The organism is Nonomuraea recticatena, assembly GCF_039533245.1.
Taxonomy (GTDB): domain Bacteria; phylum Actinomycetota; class Actinomycetes; order Streptosporangiales; family Streptosporangiaceae; genus Nonomuraea; species Nonomuraea roseola.
Window position 1 is genome coordinate 18,385 of the sequence record NZ_BAAATE010000029.1, and the last position, 24,151, is coordinate 42,535.

The window sequence follows — 24,151 nt, forward strand, 5'->3', positions numbered from 1 at the left end:
AAGGGCCAGGTGTCACGGCTTCAGGCGGGTGAGGTTGAGCTGGGCCAGCCGCTCCGGGTCGGAGAGGATGTCGATCGTGGCGATCTTGCTGTCGGAGATGGTGAAGCTCATGACCGAGATGAGCCGGTCGCCGATGGTGTTGACCAGGCCGGCGAGGCCGTTGACGAGGGCCGGGTGGGTGGCGGCGCTGGTGGCCATGCGCTGGAAGGTGGCGAGCTGTCCGGCCACGGCCGCGGCGCCGCGGATGACCTTCATGCCGCTGGTGAGCAGGCCGCCGTCGGCGCGCAGCACCACCTCGGGGTCGAGGATGGATACCAGCGCGTCGAAGTCGCCGCCGCGTGCGGCGGCCAGGAACGCGTCCACTACCCGACGCTGAGTGGTTAGATCGGGGTCGGGGTTCGGGGCTGCGCCGCGTACGCGCTGACGCGCGCGGCTGGCGAGCTTCTTGGCTGCCACGGGGGTGCGGTCCAAGATGGGTGCGATCTGCTCGAACGGCATGCCGAACATGTCATGGAGCACGAACGCCAGCCGTTCGGCCGGGGTCAGCGACTCCAGCACGACCAGCAGCGCCAGGCCCACCGAGTCGGCCAGCAGCACTTCCTGTTCCGGGTCGGGGGCGGCATCCGCACGGCTGATCACCGGATCGGGCAGGCGCTCCTCCAGCGACTCCTCGCGCCGGGACTTCCGGGCGCGGAGCATGTCCAGGCACACCCGGCCGACCACGGTGGTCAGCCAGCCACCGAGATTGTCGATGTCACCCGAGTCCGAACGCGCCAGCCGCAGCCATGCCTCCTGGACCGCGTCCTCGGCCTCGCTCAGTGAGCCGAGCATGCGGTAGGCGACCGCCTTCAGATGGGGGCGGTGCCCCTGGAACTGGTCGGCCAGAAAGTCTTGCGGCGTCACGGTTGTCTTCCTCTCATCTCTGCCACGTCAGAGAGCTGACGCATCAAACCAGTGAAAGGTGACCGCGAACGAAACCGGTCACCCTTTCCCGCGCCATCCGTCACGCAGTCACGCCTGCCCGACCCCGCCGTGCTCGTCCCCGAGCTCAAGGACATCGGCGGCGCCCTGTACAGGGCGACAGGGAACGGCACGATCCGGCTCGTACCGCATCGCCACCGCCCCCGAGCCGGACTCCAGCCGGCTCATGAGCTTCAAGTCGACATGCTTCGACAGCCCCGCGAACCGTGAACCCGCCGCCTGCCGCAGCGGTGTGCGCCAGGCCGGGGCACGCGGCCGCCGAGTGACGGGGGTCAAGAGCTATCGCACGGTGTAGAAAGTGCCCTAATATCCGCTCTCGTGATCGTCAATGTCCTCACCGGATTGGCCCTGCTGGCCGGTCCTGCAGCGGCCGACCCCGTGATCGGCGCACCCGAGCTGACCCATAACGAGCTCTACAAGAAGGGCAGGCTGGCCAAGATCAAGTGCTCGCTGGACAAGGGCACCAGCAAGGCCTCGACCGAGAAGTACGTCAAGAACCTGGTCGGCTGCCTCAACAAGGCCTGGGGCCCGTTGATCCCCGAGTATGAGGACGTTGACGTCAAGTTCCTCAAGAACCCCAAGGGGACCTGCACCGGGGTCGAGTTCAAGGACTCCTTCATCGACCTGTGCTACGACATCGACGTGCGTCTGGCCAACGACTGGATCAAGGCCAAGGACGACCTGGCCATCCAGATCCAGTTCGCCGGCGCCTTCGCGGGAGTGATCCAGGGCGAGACCGGGATCGGCCGCGCCTACTCGGCGCTGCCGAACGACGGCGACGAGAAGTTGCTCGACGAGCACCGCCGCCGCTTCAGCTACCAGCAGGACTGCCTGGCCGGGGCGACGATGAAGGCCCTGGGCCGCACGGCCAAGAACTGGAAGCCGCTGCTGCGCGCGGAGGCTCCCAATCCGGTCGACGAGGGCTACCGCAAGCACTGGCACTCGAACGTGACCAAGAACGAGCTTCACTGGTTCACCCAGGGCTACCAGGCCGGCAGCCCCAAGGCGTGCAACACCTGGAAGGCCGCCGAGTCCAAGGTCAGCTGATGCAGTCCGCCAGGCCCCGCTCGTAGCGGGCCTGGCATTTGCCGAGCAGCTGGGGCTCGGTGATCCCTCCCAGGTCAGGAGGCATGGGGGAGAGGGGTCGAGACCCGTCAGGGTGGCAGGCCTGGGCCCGTCATCCAGCGAAGGCCGTCCGGAGGAACTCGAGGATCTCCGCCCGCGCGGCCTTCGCCTGCGGCACCACGCCCGGCATGCTGAGGAACGCGTGCGTCGCTCCGGGATGTTCGGTGAGCCGCGCGGGTGTCCCGGCCGCTCGCAGTCGTTCGGCGTAACCGCGTCCGTGATCGGCCAGCGGGTCAATGGTCGGCACCACCACGAGCGCCGGGGCCAGGCCGCCCAGATCGTCGGCATGCAGCGGCGACATCGCACGGGGATCGGTTCCCGGCGGGACGGCGAAGCGGTGGAGCAGCCGCATCTGCGGCATGGTGAGGGTCGGGCTGGTGGCGTGCCTGCGCATCGAGGCGTACTCGAACATCGTCGAGGTCAGGTCGACGGCGGGGTTGACCAGCACCTGCGCCCGCAGCGGCAGGCCTGACTCCCTGGCCCGGATCGCGGCCAGGGCGGTGACCATCGAGCCGGTGCTCTCACCGAAGACGGCGGTCCGCGCCGGGTCGACTCCCCACCGCGCGGCGTGCGCCACCACGTGCTGCAGCACGTCCCAGCCGTCGTCGACGGCCGCCGACAGCGGGGTCTCCTGGTCGAGGAGACGGTGCTCGACCGAGACGACGACCGCGGGCAGTCGCGCGGCGAGATGGCTGTTGACCCAGTCGCTCTGCGCCGCCGTCCCCACGAACCCGCCTCCGTGCACGTGAAGCACGAGCGGCAGGCCGTCACGACCGCCGTCGCGCCCGGACGACGGCCGGTACACCCGGACAGGGAGCCTGCGGCCGGGCAGCGCCACCTCCTGCCACTGGATCGCGGCGTCGCGGTCAGGAAAGCCCGTGACCACCCGCGCCAGGCGGGAGGCCCGCTTGCGGTTCTCCGCGTCGCGGAAGGCGACCAGTTCCTCGGCCGTCATCGCCGACCAGTCCGGCTCCTTGCCCAGAGCGCGCAGCCGCCGGATGCCCAGCGGCGGCCGCTCCATACCGGTGACCTCGCTCATGCCTTCTCCTCCGTCGAATAGTTTCGCTACCGCAAGTATCGATACCGAGAGTAGCGTAAGGGGATATCGTGTGGCCATGAGCCGAGCGAGCACATCCGCCAGACCGCCCGGTCGTCCGCGCTCCGGCGTCAACGCCGTGGTCTTCGCCGCGACGCTGAGCACGATCGACGAGCTCGGCTACGCGCGTGCCACCGTCGACCGCATCGCCGCCGCGGCGGGCGTCGCCAAGACGACGATCTACCGCCGCTGGCCGTCGAAGGGCGAGCTGATCGTGGACTGTCTCCTGGACGCGTTCGGCCCGATACCGCTGGAGGGCGCCGGTCGAGCCGAGCTCATGTCCTCGGCCATCCACTGGATCGCGGCCAAGATCGGCGAGCCCGGGGTAGGCGACGCGTTCGCAGGCGTGTTCAGTGACGCCGTCAGCGATCCGGCCCTGCGCGAGATTCTGTCCACGCGGCTGCAGGACCGCTACCGGCTCGCGCTCCAGGACGCGCTCGGCGAGCCGGAGCACCGGGTCCTGTTCTTCATCGACGTCGTCGTCGGAACCTTGCTCCACAGGATGGGCATGACCGGCGAGCCGATGGTCGACGCCGACGTCGCCGCCCTGGTCGAGATGGTGCTGCCGTACTTCGCTGACGGCACCGATCCGACCTGAACCTGCTGTCGGACGGGCGGCGCAGGCGGCCAGAAGGTCGCCTGCGCCGCCACATCATCCGCCCTCACTGGTGATCGCCTACTTTGGAATGTGTGATGAGTTCGAAGGTGCGGAATCCGCCCCGCCCGGCCGGCATCCGGGCCCCGGCGAGCTGGGCGGGAGCGGCGAGCGCTGCGCCTGGGCTGCTGGTTTTCACCGGGGAGATCGGCTCGGCCGCCTCACACGCGCACGCTGCCGTACAGGTGCTGCTGGTGCTCGAGGGCGAGGTGCTGCTGACCGACCGGCGTGGCCGCCGGCGCCACGTGAGTGCTGCGGTCATTCCCGCGGGTGCCCGGCACGAGCTGAGCTCCACCGCCGGCGCGCACGGCCTGCTGGCCTACCTCGATCCGGCCGGCCGGGCGGGACGGGCGGCCACCGCCCTGGTCGCCTCCAGCGGCGACCCTGGCGAGGTGGAGACCTGGCAGGCCGCCGCGCAACCCCAGGCAGGGGAGCCGGCGGACGCCGTCTCGCCGGTGTCGGCCGTGCTCTGCCCGGCTGCCCAGCCCGAGGAAAGGGCCGGGCTCCCGGTGGCGCTGGCCGGCGCCCTGGAGGCGATCCCGCAGCTGATCAGCGGACCCCTGCTGCTGGAGGAGCTGGCCGCCCGCGTGGGCTTGTCGGCCAGCCGCCTGGGCCATCTGTTCGCCGAGCACCTGCACCTGCCGTATCCGGCCTGGCGGCGCTGGGCCCGGTTGCTGCATGCCATGGAGGCGGTGCGCGGCGGCGCGACGCTGACCGACGCCGCCCACCGCGCCGGGTTCGCCGACAGCTCCCACCTGACCCGCGCCTGCAGGGAGATGTTCGGCCTGGCCCCCTCGCACCTGCTGCACACCATCCGCCCCGCCACTGCCGACGCCACCTGAACCAGCTGCTGACGGCAACGTCCACGGGGCAGCCTTCCGCCCCAAGGCCGGAGGGCAGATCCAGTAGGCCTGGAGGTCGGCGAGTTCGCCGACATTCTCCTGCGGCCGCGACGGCGATGACTCCGTCACTGGCTCCAAGGTCAGCGGATCCGTCCAAGCCCCGGACGGCCGACCGCCGCGACGCTGGACGGCATGCACCGCACCCTGATCCAACCTGTGATCCGCTATGGCTACGTACCGCTCATGCTGCTCGGCGTCAACGGCGTCGCCGTCGCCCTGGCCGCCTCCGGCGCCTCCAAGCTCTGGCTCGTGGGCCTGCTGCTGGCCGCGATCGGCTGCTCGTTCGCCGCCGAGCGGGCCCTGCCGTACGAGCAGGAGTGGAACAGCCCTGCCGGGGACGGCGGCCGTGACGTCGCCCATGCCGGCGTCAACGAGTTGCTGCTGCTCGTCAGCGTGGGCATCATCCCGCTGCTGGCCGCCACCGTCACCGTCGTCGATCTGTGGCCGCACTCCTGGCCCTTCGCGCTGCAGGTGCTGGCCGCCGTCCTGATCGCCGACCTCGGCATCACGCTGACCCACTACGCCAGTCACAAAATCGGCGTGCTGTGGCGCTTCCACGCCGTCCACCACTCCATCAAGCGCTTCTACGGCTTCAACGGCCTGATGAAGCACCCCCTGCACCAGACCCTGGAGATGAGTGCCGGCGTCGCCCCGCTCATCCTCATCGGCCTACCGCTCGACGTCGCCTCGGCCCTGGCCGTCACCGTCGCCGTGCAACTGCTGCTGCAGCACTCCAACGCCGACTACCGCATCGGCCCGCTCAAGTACGTGCTCGCCCTCAACGAGGGCCACCGCTTCCACCACCTGAAATGGGCCGGCATCGGCGACGTCAACTTCGGTCTGTTCACCCTGATCTGGGACCACCTGCTCGGCACCTTCTCCTACGACCCAGCCCGCCGTTTCACCTCCGACCAGCTCGGCATGGCCGCCAAGCCGAACTACCCCACCGGCTACCTGGCCCAGCTGGCCGAACCCTTCCGCGCCTCCGGCAGCTGCCACACCACCGACGCGCCCACCGACGACGAGGTCCTGAGCGCCGCCCGCGACTGACGCCGCGGCGGCGCGCGGCAGGAGCCGCCCTGCTGCCGGGCCACGTTGAGCGGGCCGGTGTCTCACTCCTTCGCGATCGCCTCGCGTACGGCCGGGACGATCTCCCTGGCCCAGCGGGCCAGGAGGGTGAGGTCCGGGGCGCCGTGACCGGGGGAGAAGAGCGTGAAGCCCGACGCGCGGTGCTCCAGCACCGCCTCGGTCAGCTCCTCGACCCACTGGGCGACTGAGCCGCCGAGCCAGCGGCCGTCGCGGTCGCGGGTGGCGGCCAGCGGCTGGTCGGTGACGCGTCCGGGGAAGTTGAAGATCGTACGGATCTCGCTCGGGTCGCGGCCGACGGCCGCCGCCGCCTCGTCGATGACCGGCCGCGAGGCCCGGTAGCGCTCGCTGAGCCAGTCGGCCGCGTGGCCGGGGATCCAGCCGTCGGCCACCCGGCCGGTGGCGGCCAGGGACTTCGGGCCGACCGACCCGGTCCAGACGGGAGGCGCGGCCACCGGAGCGGGTTCGATCTGGTTCACCTGGTAGTGGCGGCCCTGGTAGGTGACCGGAGGGCCGCCCCCCGACAGCAGCTTGACCAGGACGATCGCCTCCTCGAAGGCGTCCACGGCCGCGCCCGGCGCCAACCGAGGCACCCCCATGTCGGCGATGCGGTCCCACAGCCCGCCCGCGCCCATGCCCAGCACGATCCTGCCGCCCGACAGCGCCGACAACGACGTCACCATTCTGGCCAGCATGGGAGCGGGCCTGGTCGGCAGGTTGGTGACGTTGGCGAAACCGGCAATGTGCTGGGTACGCCCGAGAACGAAGCCGAGCGCGGCGTAGGCGTCCAGACCTCGGCCGATGTAGGGATGGTCCGACAGGGTGAAGATGTCGAGGCCGTCCTGGTCGGCCTGCTGGGCCATGCGTAGCAGGTCGGGTATGTCCTCGACGCCGGAATGCGCGCCAAAACCGAAAACAACGTTATGTGCGGACAATGCTCCGCCTTTCTGTGCAGATGGAAATGTTCACCGGGCGGCTGGCCGGTACGCTCTCGTCAAAGGTGATCGCCGATGGCCGCGCACACCTTTCGTACGCCTCGAGCCGGGTGTGGTCCATGTCAGGCGGCGCCGAACTGCTCGGTGAAGCGGCCGGTGAACAGGTCGGCCCCCTTGTACGCCGAGACGGTCTCGGCCGGGACGACGGCCGGGCCGTCAGGAGTGGGCAGCTGACCGACACCCCCACGCGGGCCGAGGGGCAGCAGGATCATGGGGTGAGGCAGCGGCCGGTAGGTGGCCGCCGGGTGCTCGCCGCGCAGCTGGGCGATGATGTTCTGGGCCACCACCTCCGCGTGCTGCATCGCATACCCGGCCATCTTGGTCTCGGCCACGTCGGTGAGGTCGCCGATGGCGTAGACGTGGTCGTACCCGTGCACGTTGAGGGTCTCGGTGACGGGCACCTGCCCCTGCGGCGTACGGGTCGTCAGCCCGCCGTCGGCCAGGTAGTCGCTGTTGACGCGCACGCCGTGCGCGCGGAACCAGATGTCGGCGGTGATCTCCTCCCCGCCGGTCGTGGCGACGGTGAAGGTCGCCGCCTGGCCCGGCTCGGTCGCGGGAGGCGCGGTGAGACCGGTGCCCAGCCGCAGGTGGATGCCCAGCTCGTCGAGCTGACGGTGCAGGTCCTCGCGCATCTCCGCGGGAAAGGCGGCCAGCAGTCGCTCGGCCGGGTCGACGATGGTCACGTGCTTGTGCGGCCAGACCTCCTTGATCTCCCCTGCCAGCTCCAGGCCGACAGGCCCGGCGCCGAGGATCAGCACCCGCTCGGAACCGGCCAGTTCCTTGTGGGTCCTGAGCAGGTCGTCCAGAACCTCGTCCCTGGAGTCAGAGGTGGGCTTGGCGGGGTAGGCGTAGCTGGAGCCGGTGGCCAGAACCAGGTAGTCGGCCTCGACCCGCCAGCCTGAGGCCAGGGTGACGCCGCCGGGGTCCACCGAGACCGCGCGGTCGCGCACCACCGTGCCGCGCCTGAGCCACTGGTCGTAGGGGTAGAACATGTTGGCCGCCCAGTCGGGCTGGGTCAGCGCCCGCAGCGAGCCTGCCGAGTTGACGAACGCGTCGCGGGGGTCGATGAGGACGACGTCGGCCTCAGGGTCCAGCGCCTTGGCAACCGCGGAGCCACCGTAACCTCCGCCGACGATCACGACTGTACGACTCATGATTCACGCTCCAACACGAAAGAGGTTGAGTTCGTGCTACGAACAATATTAGTTCGTGGCACGAACTGCAACTCCTTCTCGAGTTCAGCGCGTGGGGCCTGGTTCCAGGAAAACGGTGGGAACCTTGTTGTCCATGACGACGCGGCCGAGCAGGGCGGCCAGTGTCTCTCGTTCCTCGGCGGCGAATTTCGAGGTCAGCTCCTCGATGCGGCGGCAGGTCTCGGTGTAGAACTCGTCGGCGAGCTTGGCGCCCTGCCTGGTGAGCGCCACCCTCACCGCGCGGGAATCCTCGGGATCCGGCTTGCGCTGGACCAGGCCGTTGCGCTCACTGCGGTCGACCAGGCCGGTCAGGCTCGACTTGGCCAGACGGAGCACCGCCCCGAGCTCGCTCATGCCGTACGGCTGCGCCATCAGGACACACAGCAACTGGCCCTGCTGCTGGGTGAGGCCGTACTCGCGGGCGGAATCTGCGTACACGGCATTCACCAGGAACGTGGACCGCACCAGCGCCGCCACCGTCCCGATCTGGCCGTCAACTTGCTTGCTCACTGCCCCAGAGTAACAAAATTCGTGGGACGAACTACCGTCTCGGCCGCCCTCTGCGGGTCCGTTCAGCGGTCGCGCGCGGCGGCGACCACCGCCGGCACGATGGCCAGTGCCAGAACTCCGCCACCGATGGCCAGGAGAGGGTAGCCCGCCGCGGCCACCACGAGTCCCGAGGCCAGGCCGCCTGCGGCGCCCGCGATGGCGATGGAGACGTCGACCAGGCCCTGGGTTCTGGCGCGGGTCGCCGGCGGGACGGCGTCGGTGATGATCGCGGTGCCGGTGACCAGGCCGAGGTTCCAGCCCAGGCCCAGCAGCGCGAGGGCCACCGCGAACAGGGTGACGGAGTGGCCGGGGGCGTTGGCGGCCACGATTCCGGCGGCCAGCAGGGCCAGCGCGGAGGCGGCGGCGATCGTGAGGCGGCCGTAGCGGTCGACGAGCCAGCCGGCCAGGGGCGAGGGCAGGTACATCGCGCCGATGTGGATGGCGATGACCAGGCCGGAGACGGCGGTGCCGTGGCCGTGGTCGTGCAGGTGGACGGGTGTCATCGTCATGATCGCGACCATGACCAGCTGGGTGAGGGCCATGACCAGCGTGCCGACCAGCACGCCGGAGCGGCGTCCTTCGACCGCCGGGTACGTCCGGCCGCCGGCGTCGGCCGCCTGCGCGTACGCCGCGGCGGCGCGTTCGGCCTCCAGGGTGCGGGCCAGCAGCAGCGGGTCGGGGCGCAGCCAGACGGCCAGGACCAAGGCGGCTATGGCGTAGGCCGCGCCGGCGATCAGGAACGGCCCTGCCAGGTGGGGGATGCCGAGGCTGAGAGCGAGGTCGCCGGTGGGTGCGGCGAGGTTGGGGCCGACCACGCCGCCCAGGGTCGTGGCGACCAGCACGGTGGACACGGCGCGGGCGCGGTGCGCGGGGGAGGCCAGATCCGCCCCGGCGTAGCGGGCCTGCAGGTTGGTGGCCGTGCCTGCGCCGTAGACGAACAGGGCGAGGAACAGCAGGACGGCGTCGCCTGCGACGGCGGCGGCGATGACGCCCGCGCTGCCGACCGCACCGGCCAGATACCCGGTGGCAAGGCCGGGGCGGCGGCCGCGGGCCTGGGAGATCTGCCCGACGGCGATGGCCGCCAGCGCGGAACCGGCGGTACCCACGGCGCTGGGCAGACCGGCAAGGCCGGTGGAGCCGAGCATGTCCTGTGCGAGCAGGGCGCCGACCGTCACGCCGGCCGCCAGCCCGGCGCCACTGAGGACCTGGGCTGCGACCAGGACGCTCAGGATGCGGCGCTGCGCCTGGGGGTGCGGGCGGTCCTCGAGCGGGGCACGCACGGTATTCGTCACAAGAGCGTTCTTTCGAGAGGCGTGGCCCGGCCGGACGGGGCTCGCGGGTGAGGTCGGTGGCAGGCCGAGCCGACGGGCCCCGCCGAGGTATCGGTCGGGGCCGGCTGCCCGGCTGCGTGCTCAGCCCCTGTCACCCAAGTCCAGGCGGTCGATCAGCCCGGCGTCGGTGAAAGCGGCCACCAGTTCGTCACGGCCCTCGGTGAAGTGCGCCCAGCTGTCGTAGTGGACGGGAACCACCCGGCGGGCGCCGAGGATCCTGCAGGCCTCGGCGGCCTGCGCGCTGTCGAGGACGATCAGCGCGCCGTCGAAGAGGACGGTGAAGCGGGGAGCTCCGGCGAAGAGGATGGCGGTGTCCACGGGGCCGAAGCGCTCGGCGATCTGCTTGACCAGGTCGAGCGAGGCGTTGTCGCCGCTGACGTAGACCGTGGGCAGGCCCTCCCCGGTCAGGACGAATCCGACGACCTGGCCGGTGAGCGGTTCGACCTCCTCGCGTGCGCCGGGCCCGTGGACGGCGGGCACGCCCGTGACGGTGATCGTGCCGCCGCCGGGGCGGTCCAGCTCGATCGATTCCCAGTCGGCCAGCCCCTTGGCGCCCTTCCCCAGACGCTGCCCGCCCCCGGGGGTGGTGAGGGTGAGCGGGACGTCGGCGAGCAGCGCTCGGCCTGCGTGGTCGAGGTTGTCGGGGTGCTCGTCGTGGGAGAGCAGGACCACGTCGATACGGCCGAGTCCGGCCGGTACGGCGGAGGAGGGGGCGGTCTTGGTGAGCCGGCCGCCCGGCACCTGGTAGTCGCCGGGAGCGTCGAAGGTCGGGTCGGTCAGGAAGCGCAGGCCACCGTACTCGAACAGGGCGGTCGGACCGCCGAAGACGCGGACGGGGAACTGCTCGGTGGTGGTTCCGGTACTGGCCATATAAGAACACCTCACGGATGAGAATCGGTTTATCCGTGAAGGACGGTACCTGTCTCTCACGGATGGATGCAAGCCGTACCATGAGGGCTATGAGCGAGACCCTGACCGCCGAGTCGGTGTTGCCGCCCGCGCCGGGGGCGGAGGACTACCTGGCCCTCGACTTCGTCAACAGCGCCATCGCGCTGCCCGGTGGGCAGTTCATCGATCTCCTCGGCACCCCCGGGGCGACGAACCAGTGGCTCACCGAACGCGGCCTGGCTCCGGCCGATGCCGGGGTGCAGGAGATGTGCGCGACGCAGCTGCGTTCGCTGCGCGAACATCTCAGGGGGTTGTTCGCCGCCCGTGTGGCCGGGGTGCCCGCCTTGCCCGCGGCTCTGTCCGCCGTCAACGACGCGATGAGCAGGGCGCCCACGGCCGCCCTGCTGCAATGGGACGAGAAGAAGGGCCCCTACCGCGCGACGCCGTGCCCCACCACCGAGATCATCGACCGCGCTCTCGCGACCCTCGCGGCCAACACGGCCGACCTTCTCACCAGCCCCGACGCCGAGCGCCTCACCACCTGCGGTTCCACCCCCTGCAACCGCTACCTGCTGCGCCACGGCCGCCGCCACTGGTGCTCCATCCGCTGCGGCGACCGCGCCCGCGCGGCCCGCGCCTACGCCCGACGCACCCAGTCGAAGCCAGACTGACGAACCCCCGGCGCGACGGCGCCCTTCGTGCCCGGACGGCACGGCGACGCACAGGCATGCCGGACACCGGTACGCCATCGCGTCGTCGAGGCGGAACTCGATCGTCAACCAGACCGAGATGTCGCTCTTTTCTCGATGGTGTCTCTCATCCTCCGTTTCTTCCCGTGATCGTGATTGTTTGCCTGCCTGATCAGGGGTGCCGAACAATCTCGCCGTCACGATCCTGGTGCCACAGGCCTCGGGGGAAGCGGTCAAGGGGACCGCTTGCCGCCGGGGATCGGGAAGACAGGACGGGGTCTGGCATGAAACGCATGAAGAAGGTCGGTGTGGCGCTCGCCGCCGCTACGTTCGTCCCGTTGGGGTCGCTGGCCATGCCCGCGCCGGCGCAGGCGGCCGCCGCTCACCTGGAGATGCAGTGTTACTCCGGCGGGTATCGCGGGAGCCTGCGGGTGTACTACAACAGCACCTCCACGCACGACATCTTCAACCGGCTCAACTGGTACAGCTCCGGCCTCGCCCAGGGCCCCAACAACAAGGTCGAAATCAAGATCTTCAAGGACCTGTCCTGGAAACCGGACCAGGCCGTCAAGACCTGGAAGATGAAGACCCGTAAGGGCTCGGGAGGACGCAGCGTCAGCGTCGCCGTCAATCGGAGGGACAAGATCTACGTGACCTTCACGTTCACCTTCGACAAGCGCAAGGGGACCATCGACGGCAGCTGCTATCGCCGCAGCCGTACCATCTGACGGATCGTCAGCGGCCCGCCGAGGCGGCCCAGTCGCTCGGAACGACGAGAGTGCCTGGGCCCAGGGCTCGGCCACCGATCCCACGCATGGGCCAGCCAGGCCTTCCAGGAGGCCGCGTGTGTGGGTGGTCTGTGATGAGGGCGTCCAGAGCTGTCCGATTGTCACGCTGTGCCGTTCGCGTGCGACCGGTGAGGGCCGGGCGGCCGATCAGGTGCGGTGGAAGGCGTGGCGGTAGGCCGCGGGGGCGACGCCTCGGCGCGCGGCGAAGTGGTGGCGCAGGGTGTCGGCGCCGCCGAACCCGGCCCGCACGGCCACGGCTTCCACACTCAGGTCGGTGGTCTCCAGTAGTTCCTCGGCGAGCTGGAGCCGCCGTTCGAGCAGCCACCGGTGCGGTGTCGTACCCGTCAGCGCCTTGAACCGCCTGGCGAACGTCCGCGGCGACATCGCCGCGCGCGCCGCGAGCACCTCCACCGTCAGCGGCCGGTCGAGGTGCTCAAGGATCCAGTCGAGCAGCTCCGACAGCTCGTACGGTGTGCGTGGCGGCGGCATGGGCGCCTCCACGTACTGGGCCTGCCCGCCGGAGCGGTGGGCAGGCACGACCAGACGCCTGGCCAAGGCGTTGGCTGTGGCGGCGCCGTACTCCAGGCGAATGAGATGCAGGCAGGCATCGATCCCGGCCGCCGCCCCGGCACTGCTGAGCACCGGGCCGTCCTCGACGTACAGGATGTCCGGAACGACCCGGACGCGGGGGTGGCGCCGGGAGAGCAGTTCGGCGAACTGCCAGTGAGTGGTGGCACACCGGCCATCGAGAAGCCCGGCGGCGGCCGGCAGGAAGGCGCCCGTGCAGACGGTCAGCACCCGGGCGCCGCGCCCGGCGGCCTCTCGCAGGGCCGCCAGCAGGGGCTCAGGGACGGGCGCGTCGAGCTGCGGCCAGGCGGGAACGGCCACGAGATCGGCGCCCGCGATGCGGTCCAGCCCGTGCTCGACCTGGACGGAGAACCCCGAGGTCGTCGGGATCGCGCCTGGCCGCGGCGCGCAGACGGCGAAGGTGTGGACGGGCAGCCCGTCGTCGGCACGATCCAGGCCGAACACCTGGCAGACGATCCCGAGCTCGAACGTGGCGACGCGGTCTCCGACCACGGCCACGACGTTGCGGATCACGACATCGACTATGGCAGGAAATTCCTGCACTTGGGCATTTCTGCCACTCACGCCAGGCCTCCTGCCGATACGAGGCTTGAGGGCATGACATCGAACATTCACCGCAGCCCCGCGCGAGCGTTCCCCCTGCCTGGTCGGGGACGCTCCGTGGCCGCTGTTCCGGCGCCCGGTCCCGGGCCGCAACGCTGGGCGGGCGCGCCGAGCGCCGCGCTCGACGCCGACGGCACGTTCGTCCTGGCCTACCGTGTACGGGACGGCGAGGACCACAACGTCGTGGCCCGCTCCGCGGACGGCGAGCGCTTCGCCACGGTCGCCCTCCTGCCACGCCACCGCTTCGGCGCGGCGATGGTGGAGCGACCCGCCCTGGTGCGCACGTCGTCCGGCCGCTGGCGGCTGTACGTCAGCTGCGCCACGCCGGGGACCAAGCACTGGTGGATCGGAGTCGTCGAGGCCGCGTCCCCTGAGGGGCTGGCGGAGGCGGACGTCCGGCCGGTCTTCGAGGGCGACGCGCGTACCGGGGTCAAGGACCCGGTGATCCGGTACGACGGCCGGGAGTGGCGGGCGTGGATCTGCTGCCACCCACTGGAGGTACCGGGCGAGGAGGACCGCATGACCACCGCGTACGCCACCAGCCAAGACGGGCTGCGCTGGCAGTGGCTCGGCACCGTTCTCACCGGCCGGCCCGGCTCCTGGGACGCCCGCGGCGCCCGCCTGACGAGCGTCCTGCCGGACGGCCGCGCCTGCTACGACGGACGCGCCTCGGCGGCTGAGAACTGGCGCGAACGCACCGGCCTGGCGGCGCCACGGAGCCTCGGCGACTCGCCGCTGCTGACACCGGTCGCCGGCTCACCCGTCGCGGATGTCCGCTACCTCGACGTGCTTCCTCTCCCGAACGGTGGCCACCGGCTGTTCTACGAGGCCCGTCTACCGGACGACAGCCATGAGCTACGCACGGAACTGGTGAGCCACGCCGCGAAACCGCCGTCGCTCGACGGCTCCTCGACGGCTCCTCGACCGTGACGGGCATCCTGCGGCCTTCGCATAGACACTGTCTACGCAGCGATGGTAGACAGTGTCTATGCAGGAGGATGACGCCGGGCTGCGTGCCCGTCTGATCAAGGTCGGCGTGGAGTTGGTGACCCGCGAGGGGACGCAGGCGCTGTCACTGCGTGAGATCGCCCGGCGGGCCGGAGTCTCGCACGGCGCGCCGCGCCGTTACTTCCCCACCCACCTGGAACTGCTGTCCGCCATCGCCCGCGAGGGCTTCGCGGCCCTGGGGGCCGAGGTCGCCAGGGCGCTGGGCGACGGCCAGGCCGATCCGCGTGCGCAGTTGACGACGCTGGGCCGGGCCTATCTCGGCTTCGCGCTGGCCAACCGCGGCATGTATGAGCTGATGTTCCGCCACGACCTGCTCGAGAGCAACCATCTGGGCCTGCGGGAAGCCAGCCTGCCGCTGTTCCACCTCGTGACGGATCTGCTGATGCGGGCAGGCCTGCGGCCGGGCGTGGACCCGCGGATCGCCGCGGGCGTGTTGTGGGCGAACGCGCACGGCCTCGCCCAGCTGTGGGGGTGGGGCAGCCTGCAGCTGACCACCGGATCGGCTGAGCTCGAACCGCTGTTGCGGGCCACTCTGGAGGCGCACCTCGGGCCGGAACCGCGGTGAGGCCGGGTCGCCGGCGCCACCTCACGCTGACCTGCAGCGTCACGGGGGCGGTCATCGTCGCCCTCGACGGAACCGTGCTCACCATCACCCAGCCCGCCCTGCAACGCGACCTGCACGCCTCCTTCGCGCAGGTCCAGTGGACCAGCACCGGCTACCTCATCGCCGTGGCCGCCCTGCTCGTCCTCGCCGGCAGGCTCGGCGACCGCTACGGTCACCGGGAGGTCTTCGCCGCCGGCACCCTGGGCTTCGCCGTCACCTCGGCGGCGATCGCGCTGGCGCCCGACATCGGCTCGGTCATCGGCCTGCGCGTCGCCCAAGGCCTTTTCGGCGCGCTGCTGCAACCGGCCACGCTCGGGATGCTGCGCGCCGCCTTCCCTGCCGACCGGCTCCCGATGGCCATCGCCGTGCGCAGCAGCGCCATCGGCCTGGCGGCCGCCGCCGGCCCGCTCGTCGGCGGCGCGCTGACCACCCACTTCGGCTGGCGCTCGGTGTTCCTCCTGAACGTGGCTCCCGCGCTCGCGATCGGCGTAGCCGCTCTGGCCGTCCGGGTGCCGGCGCCGCGCAGCACCGGCACCGGCACCGGCACCGGCACCGGCACCAAGGCTGGTGGCCGCACGGCCCGGCTCGGCCTGACCGGCGCCTGCCTGCTGGCCTCGGCCCTGGCGTGCCTCGTCCACACCCTGGTGGAGTTACCGCGCACGGGATGGACCGTGGGCACCTCGCTCGGACTGACCGCGGCCGTCGCGGCGGGCGGCGCGTTCGTCCAGCACCAGCGGGTCGCCACCCACCCGCTGATACCCCGGCAGGTGCTCGCGTCGCGGACGCTGACCGCAGCGCTGGCTGTCCTGCTGGCGGCCTCCGCGGCGATGTTCGGGGCGCTGTTCGTCGGCAGCTACTTCCTGCAGGAGGTGCTGGCGCTGGACCCGCTGCAGAGCGGGCTGCGCGTGCTGCCGCTGGCGGTGATGATGGTGGTCGCCGCGCCGGTCACCGCCGTGCTCCTGCGTCGTCAAGGTCCTCGCCGGACAGCCCTGGCGGCGATGGCTCTGGTCAGCTTGGGAATGGTGCTGCTGGCCGGCGCGGAGAGGTCGGCGGCCTCACCGGCGATGGCGGGGGCGTTCCTCCTGCTGGGCGCCGGCTTCGGCACGGTGATGGTCACGGCGACGGCCGTCGTCGTGCAGCAGGCGTCCACCGACGACGCGGGGGTGTCCGGCGGGCTGAAGCAGACCATCTTGAACATCGGCCCGGCGCTGGGCATCGCCCTGGCCACCACGTCGATCACGCTCATCGCGCCCGGCCTGGCCGGTGACGGGGCAGCGCGGTGGACAGCCGCGGCCTTCGGCGGCGCGATGGGGCCCACGCTGCTGCTTCTCGCGGGCGTCGCCGCGCTCGGTGTCCCTGCGGCCCTGAGGCTGCCCTCGCGCGCCGCCACCGACCGGGTATCGCGCACATGAGGGAGGGCCTGCGGTCACTCCCCGGCTGCTTCGAGGAGGATCTGCGCCAGTTCGCGCGGCTGGGAGAACATCGGCCAGTGGCCGGTGTCCATCTCGACCAGCCGCCAGTGCTTGCTGGTCAGCAGCGTGGTCACGTCGTCGCTGAGCTCGGCTCCTGCGAGCAGACAGTGGATGTACGTCGCCGGAAGTTCGTCAAGTGGCCGTGCCAGCACGGCGGGCTCGGTCAGGGTGGCGCCCGGGTGCGGCGTCGAGCCACCCACGATCCGGGCGATCTGCTCGTCGGTGAGGCCCTGGCCGTCGTAGTGGGCCGCGGGCACGAGCGGCCAAAATCCTCCGTTGTCGGCGATCGACGCCTTCACCGTCGCCCCACCGTCCGGCCAGGCGGAGACGAACGCCTCGCCATCGGCCGGCACGCTGGAATCGACGAAGATCACGTGGGCCAGCCGGTCACCGATCCGCTCCGCGGCCTGACCGACCGGGATGCCTGAGTAGCTGTGACCCACCAGGACGACGTCGCGCAGATCCTGGCCTTCGACCTCGTCGACTATGTCCTGGACGTGGGTCTGCTGCCCGGCCGGCACACCCCGCCTGTCGGCAAGACCGGACAGCGTCAACGGGTGGGCGCCCTGGCTGGCCGCGCGCAGATACGGCACCACCTCGTCCCACGCCCACGCCCCGAGCCGCGCGCCTGCGACCAGTACGAAATTCGCCATGGCCGCACCGTAACGGAGCAGCCTGACAACCACCCGCTCGCGTATGGGAGCTGACGCGCGTCGTTCGGCGCGCTTGGCGCCTCCCAGTACGGAGCGGCCGGCGGCGGCCCGCAGAAGGTGACAACTGTCAGGACGACACTCCGTAGCGGGTGGCGATCGCGGCGGCGCGGTTGCGCAGGGAGTCGCGCAACCACTGCGGGGTCAGGGCCTCCGCGCTCGTAGCCAGCTGCCACAGCGCCCATTCGGCGTGTCTCGGATCTTGGAAGGTCACCTCCAGCCGCAGCCAGCCGTCGGCGTCGGCTTCTTCGGCAAGGACGGCCAGCGCGGTGCCCACCAGGTCCTCCCGCCGCTTCGGGTGCACCCGTACCAGCACGGTGACCTGGTCGCCGCCGGTCCGGAACCGCGTGCTGCGTTCCTGCCAAGCTCGGTCCAGATTGACCCGGTCTGGTCGTTGTGCGGGTTCGGCGAGTTCCTTGGCGGCCATGATCCTGGACAGCCGGTAGGTGCGGTCCGCGCCGGACCTCGTGGCCAACAGATACCCCCGGTCGCGTACGGTGACCAGCCCGATCGGGTCCACCGTGCGCCACTTCGGGCTCTGGTCCACGGCCGCGTAGTGGATCTGCAGTTTGTGTCCGGCGAACACCGCGCGCAGGACCTCGGCCACTATGGCGTCAGGCACCTCCTCATCGACCAGCCGACGCGAGAGGAGGTCGGTCTCCGGGTCGATGAGCAATCGCTCGGCCGCGCCGGCCGCGGTGTCCCGATAGCTTTCGGGTAGCGCGTCGACCACCTTGAGCATCGCCGAAGCGAGCGCCGAGCCGAGGCCGAAGGCCTGCGCGCCGCGCCGCGATCCGGCGACCAGCAGGGCAAGAGCCTCGTCGTGATTCAGCCCGGTGAGCTCGGTCCGGAAACCGGGCAACAACGCGAAACCGCCGTGCCGGCCGCGTTCGGCGTAGACCGGGACGCCCGCCGCGGACAGCGCCTCGATGTCGCGCAGCACCGTGCGGGTGGAGACCTCCAGCTCGCGGGCCAGCGCGGCCGCGGACAGCCGACCGTGCCGGCGCAGCAGCAGCACCAGCGACACCAACCGGTCGGCGCGCATACGAAAACTCTACCGAAATACACGACACAGGATGTCGTGATTTGTTGGGAGGCTCATCAACGACCAGAAGATGACGGCTACCGAGCCGATCGACGTAGCTGATGTCGACATATCGAATGGAGCTGATGTGGCAATGGAGCGAGCAGCGGTCAACCCGTGGGCATGGTCGGTGGAGATGGGCTACAACCAGGGTGAGGTCGTCTCCGGGCACACCCGGACCCTGTACTGCGCCGGGCAGACCGCGATGAGCGGCGACGGCAAGCCCCAGCATACCGAGGACATGGCGGCGCAGTTGGCGCTGAGCCTCGACAACCTGGAGGCCGTGCTCGGCGAGGCCGGCATGACCCTCGCGAATCTCGTCCGGCTCAACGTCTACACCACCGACGTCGATCGGCTTTTCCAGCACTACGGCGTGCTGGCGTCGAGGTTGGGCGCCGCAGGGGTGGCGCCGTCCACCACGATGCTCGGGGTGACACGGCTGGCGATCCCCGATCTGATGGTCGAGCTCGAGGGGACCGCCGTCGCGTGATGTGACCTCGCCGCCTCCGGCGCAGGGCTGCCGGAGGCGGCACGAGTAGGAAGCAGGTGGGTGATGTCGGTGCTCAGAATGGTGACAATCGGCGTCTATGGCTTCGGCGGCGAGTCCTTCCTGCAACGACTGCGGCAGGCCGACGTCCGTCTGCTGCTCGACGTACGCCAGCGCCGCGGCGTCCGCGGACCCGAGTACGCCTGGGCGAACGCGGGTCGGCTGCAGGCGGCCCTCGCCCGTGCCGGGATCGCCTACGAGCACCACCGCGAGCTCGCTCCGACCACCGAGTTGCGCCAACTCCAATACGCCGAGGATGACCGGCAAGGGGTCGGCAAGCGCTCGCGCCGCGAACTCGCCGCCGAGTACACGCGCCGCTACACCACCGAGATCCTCGAGCGCGCCGACCTCACGCCGATCGTGTCGGAGCTGCCGGGCAGGGGGACCGCGGCGCTGCTCTGTGTCGAACGCGACCCCGACGCCTGCCACCGCTCGTTGATCGCCCAGCGGCTGACCGAGCAGCACCACGTCACGATCGAGCACCTGCGCCCGTTGTGAGGCGTGCCGCCGCCGCTCCGGCCAGCGTCCTGGATCACGCCCGAACCTGGCACGCGCGCGCCGGTCAACCCAGCTTCTTCATCCTGACAGCCTGTTTGAGGAAGACGACGCCGTCGATGAGGCCGAGCTGGGCCGCGTCCAGCGGGAAATAGGCGAAATCGTGGGAGACGCGCGGGGCGGGCTTCGTGACGGCCTCGGCCAGGCGGCGGGCGTCGAGGAGAGCGTGGTCCCACGGGAGAGTGGACAGCATGCCCTCGACGGTGTCCGGTGCCGGGGCGTCGTCGCCGACCGTGCCGAGGGCCGAGGCCAGGAAGGCGTACCGGTCGCCCAGGTGCGTCGCGGTGATCGCCCCTGCGCTCCACCACTCCAGTCGCTGGTCGCCGAGCGGCATGACGCTCTTGTTCCGCTGCAGGTGCAGGTTGGAGGCGAAGACCAGGGCAGGGCCGTGCTCGGCGACCGCACGCAGGTTGGCGGCCATCATCGCGTCTCGCAGGGCCGACAGCCGGGTCCACCGTTCCGGGGACGCGTCGGCCATCCAGTAGTGGTAGCGGAGCAGGCCGGTGGCGGTGCGCCCGTAGAGTGCCGCCCGCTCCCTGTCCTGCGCGCTCAACCGCGGCGCCTGCGTGTCGAGCAGCGCCACCAGGTCGTCGGCGATCAGTCGCAGCCGCTGGGCGTCGGCGGACTGGCCGATCGACTGGGACGGGTCCATGGCCGTGGCCTCGTTCGACCACCGCTCGTCGGGGCCCAGCAGCGTGTCGAGGGTTTCCCTGGTCCAGGGGAGCGGTCCGTCGAGGAGGCCGTGGAGGGCGGTGAGCGCCTCGCGTGGGCTGGCCGCCCAGTACTCCAGGGGGGCGTCGAACCCGAAGAACCGGAGTTTTTCGTCATGCTCCTCGTTGTAGGCGCGCATCCAGCGCACGAGCTCGCGGTTGGCCGGTGACGCGCCGAAGGCGTGGCTGAAGCCGCGCTCCATGACGTCATCGAGCGTGTGCGCGCCCGTCGTGAGGTGGTCGTCCACCACCAGGCCCATCAGACAGTCGCTCTCGATGGCGAACGACCGGTAGCCCTCGTGCTCGACCAGATGCCGGAAGACCTCGTTACGAATCTCGCCCAGCTCCTCCACGAAGTGCCTGGCCTCGCCCAGGCCGAGCAGCAGGGGCTTGGCGGGCAGCGACCGGAGGAAGGCCGAGACACCCGCGCCGTCGAGCGGGCGGGCCGTGTCCTTGATATCCATGGCTTCAACGCTATCGTTGAACCTTCGGTGTAAACTTTTTCCGGTAAACCCAGCGATCGTCACGATGAACCGTCAATCGGGGATGCACTCATGAGGCCGGTGGACCTGGCGCGCGAGCACGGCCTGTCCACTCAGGCGATCAGGAACTACGAGGACGCCGGCATCCTGCCCGCGGCCGAACGCACCGTCCACGGCTACCGCACCTATACGCCGCTGCACGCGCACGCCCTGCGCGCCTTCCTCGCCCTAGTGCCCGGGCACGGTCACCAGACGGCCACGTCGATCATGCAGGCGGTCAACCGGGGCGCCACCGAGGACGCGCTGCGGCTCATCGACGAGAGCCACGGCCAGCTCCTCGACGACCGCCGCACCCTGCAGGCCGTCGAAGCCGCGCTCCGCGATCTGGCGCCCGTGCCGCAGGAGCGCGGCGACACCTTCATCGGCCCCCTGGCCAGGAGGCTCGGCATCCGCCCTGCCACCCTGCGCAAATGGGAGAACGCCGGGCTGGTCCGGCCAAGCCGCGATCCGCAGACGGGCTACCGGGTCTACGGCGCGGCCGACGTCCGCGACGTCCGGCTGGTCCACCAGCTCAGGCGGGGCGGCTACCTGCTGGAGCAGATCGCCCCGCTGATCGCTCAGGTCCGCTCCGCCGGAGGCGTCGCCCCGCTGGAGTCGACCCTGCACGACTGGCAGGCCCGCCTGTCCGCCCGGGGCCGCGCCATGCTCAAGGGCGCCGCCGACCTGGACGCGTACCTCTGCGCCCGCCAGCCCTGAGGCCGAGCCACGTCCACCACAGGCAAGGTGACCACCGTCTTCACGCCCGGCCGGCGCTCCTTCCGTGCGCACGGCCCTACCAACCGCCGCTCTTTCGGTCCATGCGACGAAGCGGCGCGGGGCTCTCGCCCAGCACAATCCGAGGCGACAGTGCCGTTGTGAAGGAGAACGCCCCGTGAGCACGTCTCTCGATGTCCGCCAGATGGTCCGCGACCTGGAAAGGCTCGTCACCTGCGAGTCGCCTTCGCATGACGTCAAGGCCACGATGCGCTGCGCCGACGTCCTGACCGAGATCGCCTGGCGCATCACGGGGCGGCGGCCCGAGGTGGTGAGCAGGCAGGACAGGCCGCATCTGCTGTGGCGGTTCGGCGGCAGGACCACGGTGCTGCTGGTCGGGCATCTGGACACGGTGTGGCCGCTCGGCACGCTCGACCGCTGGCCGTTCGAGGTCGACGGCGATCTGGCCACCGGGCCCGGCAGCTTCGACATGAAGGCGGGGCTCGTCCAGGCGCTGCACGCGGTGTCCACGCTGACCGACCTGGACGGCGTCACGCTGCTGGTGACCACCGACGAGGAGCTGGGCTCGCCGACCTCGCGCGCCTGGATCGAGGAGCAGGCCCGCGGCGCCAGGGCGGCGTTCGTCCTGGAGGCCAGCGCGGACGGCGCGCTGAAGGTCCAGCGTAAGGGCGTCTCGCTCTACGAGGTGATCGTCGGAGGAAGAGCCGCCCACGCGGGGCTGGAGCCGCACAAGGGGGTCAACGCCGCGGTGGAGCTGGCCCACCAGATCCTCGCCGTCCAGGCGTTCGAGCGGGACGGCACCACGGTCACTCCGACGGTGCTCAGCGGCGGGACGACCACGAACACCGTGCCCGCCCACGCCGGGTTCACCGTGGATGTCAGGGCCGAGACCGTCGCCGAGCAGACGCGGGTGGACGCGGCCTTCGCCGCCCTGCGAGCGCACCTTCCCGGGGCGTCGGTCGAGGTGAAGGGCGGGCCGAACCGGCCGCCGCTGGAGAGCTCCAGCTCCGCGGAGCTGTTCGCCAGGGCCGTACGGCTGGCACGTCAGCTCGGCCTGCCCGAGCTGCGGGGCGTCGCGGTCGGCGGCGGCTCCGACGGCAACTTCACCGCCGGCGTCGGCGTGCCCACCCTGGACGGCATGGGCGCGGTGGGAGACCACGCCCATGCCGAGGGCGAGTACATCGTGATCTCCGCCATGGCCGAGCGCGCCGCCCTGCTGGCCGCCCTGATCGACGACGTCCGCGCGGGCTGACACCATCGCCTTCCACACCAACACCGAGGCGAAGAGCTGGGACCTCCTCTTCAAGATCGTCGAAGCGGGGTTCGGCATCACGATCGACGCGTGAGCACGAGGCTCCTGCCGACCCCTGTACGGTCTCGTATGACCGCTCGCCCGTGACGGTCGCCTCGCATGAGGCCGTCATCGAGTGATCTCGAGTCCCGTCTCTGTCACTCCGGTTGGTCACTGAGCGTAGAGGCCCCGGTGATCGGTGATGAGCGGTCAACGGCGGCGGCTTTGATGCGTTCGAGCAGGGGCGGGCTCCAGTGGGTGCCGTAGGTGTCCTGCAGGCGTGACAGTCGCCAGTCGTTGCCTGTGACGACGCCACGGCACAAAGGCGTGTCACAACGGCAGGCCATCGACCACGCTTCGACGCCGGTGTGCGTGGCGTAGTCGATGGTGAGCTCCTCTCCTGGATCGACATCGCGTCGTGCGATCACCGTTGCCGCGTCGCGGTGCCAGAGTGTGGGGTCGCAGGAGTGGTTGCCGTAGCGCACCGGGTGAGCCGGATCGAGAAGCAGGTGGATGCCTTCGGCGACGGTGAGGCTGCTGTAGGGCGGTGTGAGGCGGGCCAGAATCTCATCGGTGATGACGCGTCCGCCGAGCCGCATCACGACCTCGTCCTGGCAGATCTGCTTGATGGCGAACAGGCCGGTGCCGTGGATCGGGGAGTGCTGGGGCCGAGCGCTCGGGCTGAGCCAGCAGTCAGCCTCGTATGTCCCGCTCATGGCCTCACGCACCGTCCTTCACGTCCGACGGGGACCCGCCGGTGAGCGGGTTGGGCCGGTACCGTACGTTCACGACGGCCGTGGGGGCGCCTTCGCCGACGCGGTGCAGGCGGATCGGCTCACCGCCGGGGTTGTCGTAGAGCCGGATGCCGTCGCCGAGCAGGACCGGTGCGATGTGCAGGTCGATCTCGTCGATCAGTCCCCGTTCGAGAAGCTGACGGCCGATGGAGGGTGAGAACACTTCCAGGTTCTTGCCGCCGGCCGCCGCCAGCCCGATCCGCACCGCCTCGGCCGGGCCGCAGTTCAGGAACGTGACGTCGTCGGCGGGCGCCGCGTCCTCGGGGTGGTGGGTGAGCACGAAGATCGGTCCTTTCCAGGCGCCGCCGTACGGGCGGCTGTCACCGGAGACGTCCCAGCCGTCTCGGCCTCCCAGCACGGCGCCCGTGGTCTGGACGTACTCGTCGATCAGGCCAGGACGGGCTGACATCCCGGTGGTCATCCAGTCCATCTCGTGGTTCGGCCCTGCCACGAAGCCGTCCAGTGACATCGTGAAATGCCAGAGCACCTTCCCGCCTGCGGTCTGCGGCTCGGTGTCGTTCATTCGTCGCCTCCTGCTACCTGCCTGCGGTTTGTGACGTCGCCGAAAGAAGAGGGCTCTGCCTGTCGCTCGGCTACGGTGCCGGTCTCCGTGCCCGGGCCGGGAGGTCACTCAGCCTGGCAGGGATCGGT

27 protein-coding genes are annotated in these 24,151 nt (G+C 70.7%); 13 read left to right on the top strand and 14 right to left on the bottom strand.

What is annotated here, in order from left to right; genetic code table 11:
- Positions 1-12 precede the first annotated feature (12 nt).
- Complete coding sequence (gene sigJ, locus ABFX50_RS37995; RefSeq protein ID WP_346153478.1) at positions 13-903, bottom strand: RNA polymerase sigma factor SigJ; 891 nt, start codon at positions 901-903, stop codon at positions 13-15.
- A gap of 108 nt (positions 904-1,011) precedes the next feature.
- Positions 1,012-1,158 carry a hypothetical protein gene (locus ABFX50_RS38000; RefSeq protein WP_346153479.1) on the bottom strand — a complete coding sequence of 49 codons (147 nt, stop codon included), beginning with the start codon at positions 1,156-1,158 and terminating at the stop codon, positions 1,012-1,014.
- 141 nt (positions 1,159-1,299) lie between these two features.
- Here ABFX50_RS38000 and ABFX50_RS38005 point away from each other — a divergent pair, with 141 nt between their 5' ends.
- Positions 1,300-2,028, top strand: a complete 729-nt coding sequence (locus tag ABFX50_RS38005; RefSeq protein ID WP_346153480.1) for a hypothetical protein — start codon at positions 1,300-1,302, stop codon at positions 2,026-2,028.
- 130 nt (positions 2,029-2,158) lie between these two features.
- On the opposite strand, the gene ABFX50_RS38010 is transcribed toward ABFX50_RS38005, so the two are convergent.
- Entirely contained in the window at positions 2,159-3,145 is a 987-nt protein-coding gene (locus ABFX50_RS38010; protein ID WP_346153482.1) for an alpha/beta hydrolase, read from the bottom strand.
- Between the two features lie 76 nt (positions 3,146-3,221).
- Between ABFX50_RS38010 and ABFX50_RS38015 the strand changes: the two genes are divergently transcribed.
- From ABFX50_RS38015 to ABFX50_RS38025, 3 genes are all read left to right on the top strand, one after another.
- Positions 3,222-3,800, top strand: a complete 579-nt coding sequence (locus ABFX50_RS38015; protein ID WP_346153484.1) for a TetR/AcrR family transcriptional regulator — start codon at positions 3,222-3,224, stop codon at positions 3,798-3,800.
- A gap of 95 nt (positions 3,801-3,895) precedes the next feature.
- Positions 3,896-4,699 carry an AraC family transcriptional regulator gene (locus ABFX50_RS38020; protein WP_346153486.1) on the top strand — a complete coding sequence of 268 codons (804 nt, stop codon included), beginning with the start codon at positions 3,896-3,898 and terminating at the stop codon, positions 4,697-4,699.
- 192 nt (positions 4,700-4,891) lie between these two features.
- Positions 4,892-5,809 carry a sterol desaturase family protein gene (locus ABFX50_RS38025; protein ID WP_346153488.1) on the top strand — a complete coding sequence of 306 codons (918 nt, stop codon included), beginning with the start codon at positions 4,892-4,894 and terminating at the stop codon, positions 5,807-5,809.
- 62 nt (positions 5,810-5,871) lie between these two features.
- Here ABFX50_RS38025 and ABFX50_RS38030 read toward each other — a convergent pair whose 3' ends face one another.
- The 5 genes from ABFX50_RS38030 to ABFX50_RS38050 all read right to left on the bottom strand — a co-directional run bounded on the left by ABFX50_RS38030 (position 5,872) and on the right by ABFX50_RS38050 (position 10,783).
- The gene (locus tag ABFX50_RS38030; RefSeq protein WP_346153490.1) at positions 5,872-6,780 is read right to left on the bottom strand and encodes an LLM class flavin-dependent oxidoreductase; all 909 of its coding nucleotides are present in this window, start codon (positions 6,778-6,780) and stop codon (positions 5,872-5,874) included.
- 122 nt (positions 6,781-6,902) lie between these two features.
- Positions 6,903-7,994, bottom strand: coding sequence for an NAD(P)/FAD-dependent oxidoreductase (locus ABFX50_RS38035; RefSeq protein ID WP_346153492.1), 1,092 nt, complete (start codon positions 7,992-7,994; stop codon positions 6,903-6,905).
- 84 nt (positions 7,995-8,078) lie between these two features.
- Positions 8,079-8,543 (bottom strand): MarR family winged helix-turn-helix transcriptional regulator, encoded by a 465-nt coding sequence (locus ABFX50_RS38040; protein ID WP_346153494.1) that lies wholly within the window; start codon positions 8,541-8,543, stop codon positions 8,079-8,081.
- 62 nt (positions 8,544-8,605) lie between these two features.
- Positions 8,606-9,874 (bottom strand): MFS transporter, encoded by a 1,269-nt coding sequence (locus ABFX50_RS38045; RefSeq protein ID WP_346153496.1) that lies wholly within the window; start codon positions 9,872-9,874, stop codon positions 8,606-8,608.
- A 120-nt stretch (positions 9,875-9,994) separates the two neighbouring features.
- The gene (locus ABFX50_RS38050) at positions 9,995-10,783 is read right to left on the bottom strand and encodes an MBL fold metallo-hydrolase (RefSeq protein WP_346153498.1); all 789 of its coding nucleotides are present in this window, start codon (positions 10,781-10,783) and stop codon (positions 9,995-9,997) included.
- A gap of 89 nt (positions 10,784-10,872) precedes the next feature.
- Here ABFX50_RS38050 and ABFX50_RS38055 point away from each other — a divergent pair, with 89 nt between their 5' ends.
- On the top strand, positions 10,873-11,472 hold the full coding sequence (locus ABFX50_RS38055; protein WP_346153499.1) for a CGNR zinc finger domain-containing protein: 600 nt from the start codon (positions 10,873-10,875) through the stop codon (positions 11,470-11,472).
- 302 nt (positions 11,473-11,774) lie between these two features.
- Positions 11,775-12,218: a hypothetical protein gene (locus ABFX50_RS38060; protein WP_346153501.1), complete on the top strand. Its 444-nt coding sequence runs from the start codon at positions 11,775-11,777 to the stop codon at positions 12,216-12,218.
- Positions 12,219-12,425: 207 nt separating this feature from the next.
- Here the strand turns inward: ABFX50_RS38060 and ABFX50_RS38065 are convergent, their stop codons facing one another.
- Positions 12,426-13,379 carry a helix-turn-helix domain-containing protein gene (locus ABFX50_RS38065; protein ID WP_346153502.1) on the bottom strand — a complete coding sequence of 318 codons (954 nt, stop codon included), beginning with the start codon at positions 13,377-13,379 and terminating at the stop codon, positions 12,426-12,428.
- A gap of 147 nt (positions 13,380-13,526) precedes the next feature.
- Here ABFX50_RS38065 and ABFX50_RS38070 point away from each other — a divergent pair, with 147 nt between their 5' ends.
- Genes ABFX50_RS38070 through ABFX50_RS38080 form a run of 3 tightly spaced genes read left to right on the top strand, consistent with a single transcriptional unit; the run spans position 13,527 to position 16,493 of the window.
- Positions 13,527-14,399: a glycoside hydrolase family protein gene (locus tag ABFX50_RS38070; protein ID WP_346153504.1), complete on the top strand. Its 873-nt coding sequence runs from the start codon at positions 13,527-13,529 to the stop codon at positions 14,397-14,399.
- Between the two features lie 58 nt (positions 14,400-14,457).
- Positions 14,458-15,042, top strand: coding sequence for a TetR/AcrR family transcriptional regulator (locus ABFX50_RS38075; RefSeq protein ID WP_346153506.1), 585 nt, complete (start codon positions 14,458-14,460; stop codon positions 15,040-15,042).
- Positions 15,039-16,493 (top strand): MFS transporter, encoded by a 1,455-nt coding sequence (locus ABFX50_RS38080; protein WP_346153508.1) that lies wholly within the window; start codon positions 15,039-15,041, stop codon positions 16,491-16,493. Before ABFX50_RS38075 ends, ABFX50_RS38080 begins: the two co-directional genes overlap by 4 nt.
- Before the next feature lie 14 nt (positions 16,494-16,507).
- Here ABFX50_RS38080 and ABFX50_RS38085 read toward each other — a convergent pair whose 3' ends face one another.
- Together ABFX50_RS38085 and ABFX50_RS38090 are read right to left on the bottom strand one after the other, a co-directional pair.
- Complete coding sequence (locus ABFX50_RS38085; protein ID WP_346153510.1) at positions 16,508-17,206, bottom strand: alpha/beta fold hydrolase; 699 nt, start codon at positions 17,204-17,206, stop codon at positions 16,508-16,510.
- A 127-nt stretch (positions 17,207-17,333) separates the two neighbouring features.
- Complete coding sequence (locus ABFX50_RS38090) at positions 17,334-18,308, bottom strand: helix-turn-helix transcriptional regulator (protein ID WP_346153512.1); 975 nt, start codon at positions 18,306-18,308, stop codon at positions 17,334-17,336.
- Between the two features lie 133 nt (positions 18,309-18,441).
- Here ABFX50_RS38090 and ABFX50_RS38095 point away from each other — a divergent pair, with 133 nt between their 5' ends.
- Both ABFX50_RS38095 and ABFX50_RS38100 read left to right on the top strand, forming a co-directional pair.
- A complete protein-coding gene (locus tag ABFX50_RS38095; protein ID WP_346153514.1) occupies positions 18,442-18,837 on the top strand; it encodes a RidA family protein in 396 nt (131 codons plus the stop codon).
- Positions 18,838-18,900: 63 nt separating this feature from the next.
- Positions 18,901-19,392 (top strand): DUF488 family protein, N3 subclade, encoded by a 492-nt coding sequence (locus ABFX50_RS38100; RefSeq protein WP_346153515.1) that lies wholly within the window; start codon positions 18,901-18,903, stop codon positions 19,390-19,392.
- A gap of 64 nt (positions 19,393-19,456) precedes the next feature.
- Here ABFX50_RS38100 and ABFX50_RS38105 read toward each other — a convergent pair whose 3' ends face one another.
- Positions 19,457-20,623, bottom strand: coding sequence for an erythromycin esterase family protein (locus tag ABFX50_RS38105; RefSeq protein WP_346153516.1), 1,167 nt, complete (start codon positions 20,621-20,623; stop codon positions 19,457-19,459).
- 90 nt (positions 20,624-20,713) lie between these two features.
- Between ABFX50_RS38105 and ABFX50_RS38110 the strand changes: the two genes are divergently transcribed.
- Positions 20,714-21,397: a TioE family transcriptional regulator gene (locus ABFX50_RS38110; RefSeq protein ID WP_346153518.1), complete on the top strand. Its 684-nt coding sequence runs from the start codon at positions 20,714-20,716 to the stop codon at positions 21,395-21,397.
- Between the two features lie 175 nt (positions 21,398-21,572).
- Entirely contained in the window at positions 21,573-22,667 is a 1,095-nt protein-coding gene (locus ABFX50_RS38115; protein WP_346153520.1) for a M20 family metallopeptidase, read from the top strand.
- 197 nt (positions 22,668-22,864) lie between these two features.
- Here the strand turns inward: ABFX50_RS38115 and ABFX50_RS38120 are convergent, their stop codons facing one another.
- A complete protein-coding gene (locus tag ABFX50_RS38120; RefSeq protein ID WP_346153522.1) occupies positions 22,865-23,434 on the bottom strand; it encodes an SET domain-containing protein in 570 nt (189 codons plus the stop codon).
- Complete coding sequence (locus ABFX50_RS38125) at positions 23,427-24,023, bottom strand: dihydrofolate reductase family protein (protein ID WP_346153524.1); 597 nt, start codon at positions 24,021-24,023, stop codon at positions 23,427-23,429. The genes ABFX50_RS38120 and ABFX50_RS38125 overlap by 8 nt, the downstream gene beginning before the upstream one ends.
- Positions 24,024-24,151 lie beyond the last annotated feature (128 nt).